We start from the raw sequence: 7,670 nt of genomic DNA on the forward strand, positions 1-7,670 counted from the left end.
GCAGGCCGAGGCGCTGCTCCAGCCCTACCAGCCGCGCCTGCTGTCGGTGCCGGGCCTGTACATGCTCACCCTGTGGCTGCACGGTGATCCCGGCGCCGACCCGGCCGAGGGTCACCCCGCCGCCACCGATCTCCTGGTCCCGCTGGCCCCGGCGCCGCCCGGCATCCGGGCCCACCGGCCGCACCGGGTCTCGGAGTTGCTGCCGGTGCTGACTCATCGCGCGACTCCCGTGCCCCTTCTCGGCTCACCCGCCTGACCGACCACCCGCGTACCCCGCTTCCCGGCGCGGAAGCGGGGTACGCGCTTTTCTCCGGGTACGCCGGATTCCTGCTCGGGGTGCGCACCCTTTCCGTGAGCCCCACACATTTCGCTCGTGCGAGTAATTGCCCGCTCCTGTGAGCGAATAGCCACCACTCCCCCAAGTGGACTAGCCCTTTCCGGCCACAACGAACCACCCAAAGGGACAGTGCGGTTGGATTGAACCGTCCGCGAGAGTGATGCGTCATGAACGAGTAAGGAGCGGTGCTGCCAAATCCCTGCGGAACGACGCCCAGCGGGCAACACTGGATTCCGACCGATGTTTCACCACGGGGGACGGACATGACCACGACAAAGCGAGAGATCCCGCCCATGTGCCAGCATCAACCGACCTGCCCGCCAGCCGAGTCCGCCGACCGCGAGTCGGCCCGTCTCGTGGCGCACCACCCGGAACAGGGGTGGAGTCTGCTGTGCAACGGCGTTCTGCTCTTCGAGGACACCGGGGAGCTGCTGCCCGACGGCCGGGTCATCGCCCCCCACCGCCCGCTCGGCGCCCTCATGACCGCCGCCTGAAGCAGCACCTGAGGCGGCCCGACGAGGCCGCCCGACGATCGCAGGGGCCGGACGCACACACGGTGCGCACCGGCCCCGACGCGCGTCCGGGGCCGGGGAGCCTTGGGCCGGCTGGTCGAATCGGCCCGACGGGGGTGGGATGGAAGCAGGATGCGCGAGCGGTCCCTCCCCGAGGAGCGTGAAGTGATGTCCGGTTACAACGCCCCCTGGGCCACGCGGGTGGTCGTCGGTGTGAGCGGTTCCCTGGGCAGCGTCACGGTCCTGCGCCGGGCCACCGCGCTCGCCCACCGGCTCGCCGCCGAGCTGTGGCCGGTGCTGGCCTGGACGCCGCCCGGCGGCGATCCGGCCGGCCGGCGCTCCCCCGTCGCCGACCCGCTGGCCGAGGAGTGGCAGGGGATGGCGGAACACCGCCTGACCTCCCTGCTCGACGACCTCTTCGGCGAGGAGGGTCCTGGCCTCCCGCTGCACGCGGTGATCGTGCGCGGCACGCCTGGGCCGGCGCTGCTGGCGGTCGCGGACCGCGAGGACGACCTGTTGGTGGTCGGCGCGGGCCGCAGGGGACTGCGCCGGGCGTTCTCCGGCCGGGTCTCCCGGCAGTGCCTCGCCCACGCCCGCTGCCCGGTGCTCGCGGTGCCGCCCTCCCCGCTGGAGTCGGACCTGACGGCCGTCCATCGCCGCAACACCTGGCACTGGCGCATGGACATCCGCGGCCTCTGACCCCGCTCGCGCTGGGCTGCGGACCGCCCTCGCGCGAGGCAGCATGGACAGGGTGCGGACGACACCCGACGATCTCGCCCGAGATGACGCTCGGTGTCCGCTCCCGGAGCCCCCGAAACCTCTCCCGGCGCCGCCCGCACACCGCGTCTCCCGTCCACGCAGGCTCCGGGCCTTCACTTATCGGTGCGTCAGCAGCCCCCGTCGGCCCATTCTTAACGCAGGATTGACGCCTCCCCGCCCCGGAATCCATGGGGCGAACGTCACTCTCCGCATACGCTGGTCCGGCTGTCCGCGCGACCGCAGGCAGTGACCGCAGGCAGCCGAGCCGCACCACCTGGAGCACGCCGATGGCCACGACCGAGCACCCTCCCAGCCGTCTGCGCGGCTGGATGCTGCAGGGGCTCTCCGACATGGGCAAGCGGGGTGGCCTGACCGGTCCGCACGCCGAGCCGGAACCCCCGCACCGGGGTCAGCGCTGGTGGCGGGTGATGTGCCTGACCGGCGTCGACTACTTCTCCACCCTCGGCTACCAGCCCGGCATCGCCGCCCTCGCGGCCGGTCTGCTCTCCCCGCTGGCGACCATCGTGCTGGTCGTCGTCACCCTGGCGGGCGCCCTCCCGGTGTACCGGCGGGTGGCGCAGGAGAGCCCGCACGGGCAGGGTTCCATCGCCATGCTGGAGCGGCTGCTGTCCTTCTGGAAGGGCAAGCTGTTCGTGCTGACCCTGCTCGGGTTCGCGGCCACCGACTTCCTGATCACCATCACCCTCTCCGCCGCCGACGCCTCCACCCACCTGGTGGAGAACCCGCATCTGACCGGCACGCTGGGCGGCCACCAGATGCTCATCACGCTGATCCTGGTGGCGCTGCTCGGCGCGGTCTTCCTCAAGGGCTTCCTGGAGGCCATGGGCGTCGCGGTCGCCCTGGTGGGCATCTACCTCACGCTCAACCTCGTCGTGGTGATCACCGGTCTGTGGCACGTGCTGACCGCCGAGCACGTGGTCACCGACTGGACCAACGCCCTGACCGTCCAGCACGGCAGCATCTTCGCGATGATCGGCGTGGCCCTGATCGTCTTCCCCAAGCTCGCCCTCGGCCTGTCCGGCTTCGAGACCGGCGTCGCCGTGATGCCGCACGTCCAGGGCGACGCGGGCGACACCGAGGAACACCCGGCGGGCCGCATCCGGGACACCAAGAAGCTGCTCACCACCGCCGCCGTGATCATGAGCTGCTTCCTGATCACCACCAGCTTCATCACCACGCTGCTCATCCCGGCCGCCGAGTTCAAGCCGGGCGGCCAGGCCAACGGCCGCGCCCTCGCCTTCCTCGCCCACGAGTACCTGGGCAACGCGTTCGGCACGGTCTACGACGTCTCGACCATCGCCATCCTGTGGTTCGCCGGCGCCTCCGCCATGGCCGGCCTGCTGAACCTGATGCCCCGCTACCTCCCCCGGTACGGCATGGCCCCGCACTGGGCCCGCGCGGTGCGCCCGATGGTCATCGTCTTCATCCTGATCGCCTTCCTGGTCACCTGGCTCTTCGACGCCAACGTGGACAAGCAGGGCGGCGCCTACGCCACCGGTGTGCTGGTGCTGATCAGCTCGGCCGCCATCGCGGTGACCATCGCCGCCCGCAAGGCCGGACAGCGCGGCTGGACCATCGGCTTCGGCGTGATCTCCGCCGTGTTCCTGTACACCACGGTGGCCAACGTCATCGAGCGCCCGGACGGCGTGAAGATCGGCGCCTGCTTCATCGCGGGCATCATGCTGGTCTCCCTGCTGTCCCGGCTGGCCCGCTCCTTCGAGCTGCGGGTGACCAGCGTGGCGATGGACCCGATGGCGGAACGGTTCGTCCGGGACATGGCCAGCCGGAAGATCCGCTTCATCGCCAACGAGCCCGACAACCGCGACCGGGCCGAGTACCGCGACAAGATCGAGCAGATCCGTACCGACAACGACATGCCCGAGCAGGAGGACTTCGTCTTCGTCGAGGTCACGGTGGCCGACCCCTCGGAGTTCGAGACGTGCCTGACGGTGCGCGGCGAGGTCCTGCACAACCGCTACCGGGTGCTGACCGTGGAGTCCTCCTCCATCCCCAACGCCCTCGCCGCCCTGCTGCTGCACGTACGGGACCTGACCGGGCGTACGCCGCACATCTTCTTCGAGTGGACCGAGGGCAGCCCGTTCGCCAACTTCCTGCGCTTCTTCCTCTTCGGCCAGGGCGAGGTCGCGCCGGTCACCCGCGAGGTGCTGCGCGAGGCTGAGCCGGACCGGGCCCGCCGCCCCCGGGTGCACACGGGTTGAGCCGTCCGGACGCTCCCGCGTCCCGCCCGGGCGCACGCCCGCCGACCTCTCGCTTTATGGTGACCAGCATGCAGTCGTACACGATCGGCCAGGCAGCCCGGCTCCTCGGCGTGAGCCCCGACACCGCCCGCCGCTGGGCCGACGCCGGCCGGGTGGCCACCCACCGCGACGAGTCCGGGCGGCGCCTGATCGCCGGTCAGGACCTCGCCGCGTTCTCCGTCGAACTGGCCCAGGCGGGCGGGACGGCCGAGGAGGAGACCTCGGCCACCTCGGTGCGCAACGCGTTCCCCGGCATCGTCACCGCCATCAAGCTCGGTGACGTCGCAGCCCAGGTGGAGATCCAGGCGGGTCCACACCGGCTGGTCTCGCTGCTGACCCGCGAGGCGGTCGACGAACTCGGGCTGGAGGTCGGTATGGAGGCCACCGCCCGCGTGAAGTCGACCAACGTGCACGTCGACCGCTTCTGAGCGGCTCCGGAAGCGAGCCGGGGCGACCCGGCCACCGGTGATCACCCAACCGCATATGCCAGCCCTGAACCACAACTTCACAGCGCATGCGAAGCGACACTCGACTTACGTCTGGCAGATGCGGCAGTATCATCGACCTCGCGGCCGGTCTCCGCCCCCTTGACGGGCGCGAGCGTTGTTCCGCCGAGACGAGGAGTAGAAGACCGTGATGACCCGTACCGCACGCCGGACCCGCCGGATGCTGCCGCCGGCCGGTGTGGGAGTCGCCGCCCTGCTGGCCCTCAGCGCCTGCTCCCACTCCGACGGGTCCACGCCCGCCAAGGCCGACAGCTCCGGCTCCGCCTCCCCGAAGCTGTCCGGCACGGTCACCGTGTTCGCGGCCGCCTCCCTCAAGGAGAGCTTCACGACCCTGGGCAAGCAGTTCGAGCAGCAGCACCCCGGCACCAAGGTCGCGTTCAACTTCGGCGGCAGTGACACCCTCGCCGCCAGCATCACCAGCGGCGCCCCGGCGGACGTGTTCGCCGCCGCCAGCCCCAAGACGATGAAGATCGTCACCGACAAGCGGGACACGACGAGCGCCCCGTCGACCTTCGCCCGCAACCAGCTGGAGATCGCCACCCTGCCGGGCAACCCCGACAAGGTCGCCTCGCTGAAGGACCTCACCGACCCGAAGCTCAAGGTCGTCCTCTGCGACAAGACCGTGCCGTGCGGCGCGGCCGCGCAGAAGGTCCTCGACGCCGGCGGCGTCAAGGTCACCCCGGTCTCCTACGAGCAGGACGTCAAGGCCGCCCTGAACAAGGTGGAGCTGAAGGAGGCCGACGCGTCCCTGGTCTACCGGACGGACGTGAAGTCCGCCGGCGGCAAGGTCCAGGGTGTGGAGTTCCCCGAGTCCAAGGACGCGATCAACGACTATCCGATCGCCCCGCTGAAGGGCTCGAAGAACGCCGACGCGGCCGCCGCCTTCATCGCCCTGGTCAAGTCCCCCGACGGCCGGCAGGTGCTGACCCGGGCAGGCTTCCTCAAGCCGTGACCGAGCCGAAGCAGCCCGGCGTGGCGCGGTCCGGCAGAGGCGGACCGCGGCGCCCGCGGGTCCGTGCCGTCCGCCGGGGCGTGCCGGTACCGCTGCTGGTGCCGGGCCTGCTCGCCATGGCGTTCCTGCTGGTTCCGCTGCTCGCCCTGCTGGTCCGCGCCCCCTGGCGCGGCCTGCCGTCCCAGCTCACCAGCACCGAGGTGTGGCAGGCCCTCCAGCTCTCTCTGATCAGCGCGACCGCCGCCACCGCCGTCGCCCTGGTGCTCGGCGTGCCGCTGGCATGGCTGCTGGCCCGCGCCGAGTTCCCCGGCCGCGGTCTGGTGCGGGCGCTGGTGACGCTGCCGCTGGTGCTGCCCCCGGTCGTCGGCGGTGTCGCGCTGCTGCTCGCGCTCGGCCGCAACGGCATCGTCGGCCAGTGGCTGGACTCATGGTTCGGCATCACCCTGCCGTTCACCACCGCCGGTGTGGTGATCGCGGAGGCGTTCGTCGCCATGCCGTTCCTCGTCATCAGCGTGGAGGGCACCCTTCGGGCGGCCGACCCGCGCTACGAGGAGGCGGCGACCACGCTCGGCGCGTCCCGGTTCACCGCGTTCCGCCGGGTCACCCTGCCGCTGATCGCGCCGGGCATCGCGGCCGGTGCCGTGCTGGCATGGGCCCGCGCGCTCGGTGAGTTCGGGGCCACGATCACCTTCGCGGGCAACTTCCCCGGCCGGACCCAGACCATGCCGCTCGCGGTCTACCTCGCCCTCCAGAACGACCCGGAGGCCGCCATCGCCCTCAGCCTGATCCTGCTGGCCGTGTCCATCGCGGTGCTCGCGGGCCTGCGGGACCGTTGGATGACGGGAGCGTGACGGTGCCGCGAGGATGGAGGACAGCGACCACGCCGGCGCCCACGGAGGACGACCGCCCCATGACCGACATCGACGCGCCTCCCGCCCTGCTCGAGGCAGCGGACGGACAGGGCCTCGACGCCCGTCTCGTGGTCGACCGGGGCACTTTCCGGCTGGACGTGTCCCTGCGGGCGGCCCCCGGTGACGTGGTCGCGCTGCTCGGGCCGAACGGCGCGGGCAAGACCACCGCGCTGCGCGCCCTGGCGGGCCTCGTGCCGCTCTCCGAGGGGCATCTGCGGCTGGACGGCACCGGGCTTGAGCGCGTTCCGCCGGAGAAGCGGCCGGTCGGCGTGGTCTTCCAGGACTACCTGCTCTTCCCGCACCTGACCGCGCTGGACAACGTGGCCTTCGGGCCGCGCTGCCACGGCGCCGGCAAGGCCGAGGCCCGCGCGCAGGCCGCCACCTGGCTGGAGCGCATGGGCCTGGCCGACCACGCCGGTGCCAAGCCCCGCCGTCTCTCCGGTGGTCAGGCCCAGCGGGTCGCGCTGGCCAGGGCGCTGGCGACCCGGCCCCGGCTGCTGCTCCTGGACGAGCCGCTCGCCGCGCTGGACGCCCGCACCCGACTGGAGGTCCGCTCGCAGTTGCGGCGGCATCTGGCGGAGTTCGAGGCGGTCGCCGTGCTGGTGACGCACGATCCGCTGGACGCCATGGTGCTCGCGGACCGGCTGGTGGTGGTCGAGCACGGCCAGGTCGTGCAGGAGGGCACGCCCACCGAGATCGCCCGGCACCCCCGCACCGACTACATCGCGCAGCTGGTCGGCCTCAACCTCTACCGCGGCGAGGCCGACGGGCACGCGGTACGGCTGGACGGCGGGCCGTCGATCACCACCACCGAGGATCTGCGCGGGCCGGTGTTCGTCGCGTTCCCGCCGGTGGCCGTGACCCTGTTCCGGGACCGGCCGACCGGGGTGAGCGCGCGCAACCTGTGGCGCTGCGAGGTGGCCGGCCTGGAGACGCACGGCGATCAGATCCGAGCGGACCTGACCGGGGAGATCCGGCTCGCCGCCGACCTCACCACCGCGGCCGCCGCCGAGCTGGACCTGCACACCGGTGCGCCGGTCTGGGCGACCGTCAAGGCGACGCAGACCCACGCCTACCCGGCATAGACCGCCCGGCCCCTACGGTGTGGCCCCAGGAGCAATGAGCATCCCCCACCAGCTCTCCGGCACCGTCACGGCGGTCCACCACCTGAGCGGAAACGAGGAAGGCCCCCCGCCCGAGCCCGGACAGGGGGCCTTGCTTCATGCGCGCGCTCAGTCTTCGTAGGCGTCCAGCGGCGGGCAGGAGCAGACCAGGTTGCGGTCGCCGAACGCCTGGTCGATCCGGCGGACCGGCGGCCAGTACTTGCCGGCGGCCGAGACCCCGGCCGGGAAGACGGCCTCCTCGCGGCTGTACGCGTGCGTCCACTCGCCGCCCAGCGCGGCGGCGGTGTGCG

At 72.0% G+C, this 7,670-nt stretch carries 8 protein-coding genes and 1 pseudogene; 8 read left to right on the top strand and 1 reads right to left on the bottom strand.

Going from position 1 to position 7,670, the window contains the following annotated elements; genetic code table 11:
• The 8 genes and pseudogenes from CCN33_RS26610 to CCN33_RS26645 all read left to right on the top strand — a co-directional run.
• A pseudogene (locus tag CCN33_RS26610) lies at positions 1-256 on the top strand (hypothetical protein); the annotation flags it as partial.
• 374 nt (positions 257-630) lie between these two features.
• A complete protein-coding gene (locus CCN33_RS26615; protein ID WP_030808771.1) occupies positions 631-831 on the top strand; it encodes a DUF5999 family protein in 201 nt (66 codons plus the stop codon).
• Between the two features lie 186 nt (positions 832-1,017).
• Positions 1,018-1,548, top strand: coding sequence for a universal stress protein (locus CCN33_RS26620; RefSeq protein WP_086696004.1), 531 nt, complete (start codon positions 1,018-1,020; stop codon positions 1,546-1,548).
• Between the two features lie 347 nt (positions 1,549-1,895).
• The gene (locus tag CCN33_RS26625; protein ID WP_086695999.1) at positions 1,896-3,848 is read left to right on the top strand and encodes an APC family permease; all 1,953 of its coding nucleotides are present in this window, start codon (positions 1,896-1,898) and stop codon (positions 3,846-3,848) included.
• Positions 3,849-3,916: 68 nt separating this feature from the next.
• On the top strand, positions 3,917-4,315 hold the full coding sequence (locus tag CCN33_RS26630; RefSeq protein ID WP_086696000.1) for a TOBE domain-containing protein: 399 nt from the start codon (positions 3,917-3,919) through the stop codon (positions 4,313-4,315).
• A gap of 208 nt (positions 4,316-4,523) precedes the next feature.
• Entirely contained in the window at positions 4,524-5,345 is an 822-nt protein-coding gene (gene modA, locus CCN33_RS26635) for a molybdate ABC transporter substrate-binding protein (protein ID WP_086696001.1), read from the top strand.
• A complete protein-coding gene (modB, locus tag CCN33_RS26640) occupies positions 5,342-6,196 on the top strand; it encodes a molybdate ABC transporter permease subunit (RefSeq protein WP_086696002.1) in 855 nt (284 codons plus the stop codon). The genes modA and modB overlap by 4 nt, the downstream gene beginning before the upstream one ends.
• 59 nt (positions 6,197-6,255) lie before the next feature.
• On the top strand, positions 6,256-7,341 hold the full coding sequence (locus CCN33_RS26645) for an ABC transporter ATP-binding protein (RefSeq protein ID WP_086696003.1): 1,086 nt from the start codon (positions 6,256-6,258) through the stop codon (positions 7,339-7,341).
• Positions 7,342-7,488: 147 nt separating this feature from the next.
• Here the strand turns inward: CCN33_RS26645 and CCN33_RS26650 are convergent.
• A partial coding sequence (locus CCN33_RS26650) for a hypothetical protein (RefSeq protein WP_140394690.1) occupies positions 7,489-7,670 on the bottom strand: 182 nt, incomplete at its 5' end.

The sequence above is a fragment of the Streptomyces recifensis genome (genome assembly GCF_002154615.1).
Classification (GTDB): Bacteria; Actinomycetota; Actinomycetes; order Streptomycetales; family Streptomycetaceae; genus Streptomyces; species Streptomyces griseoluteus.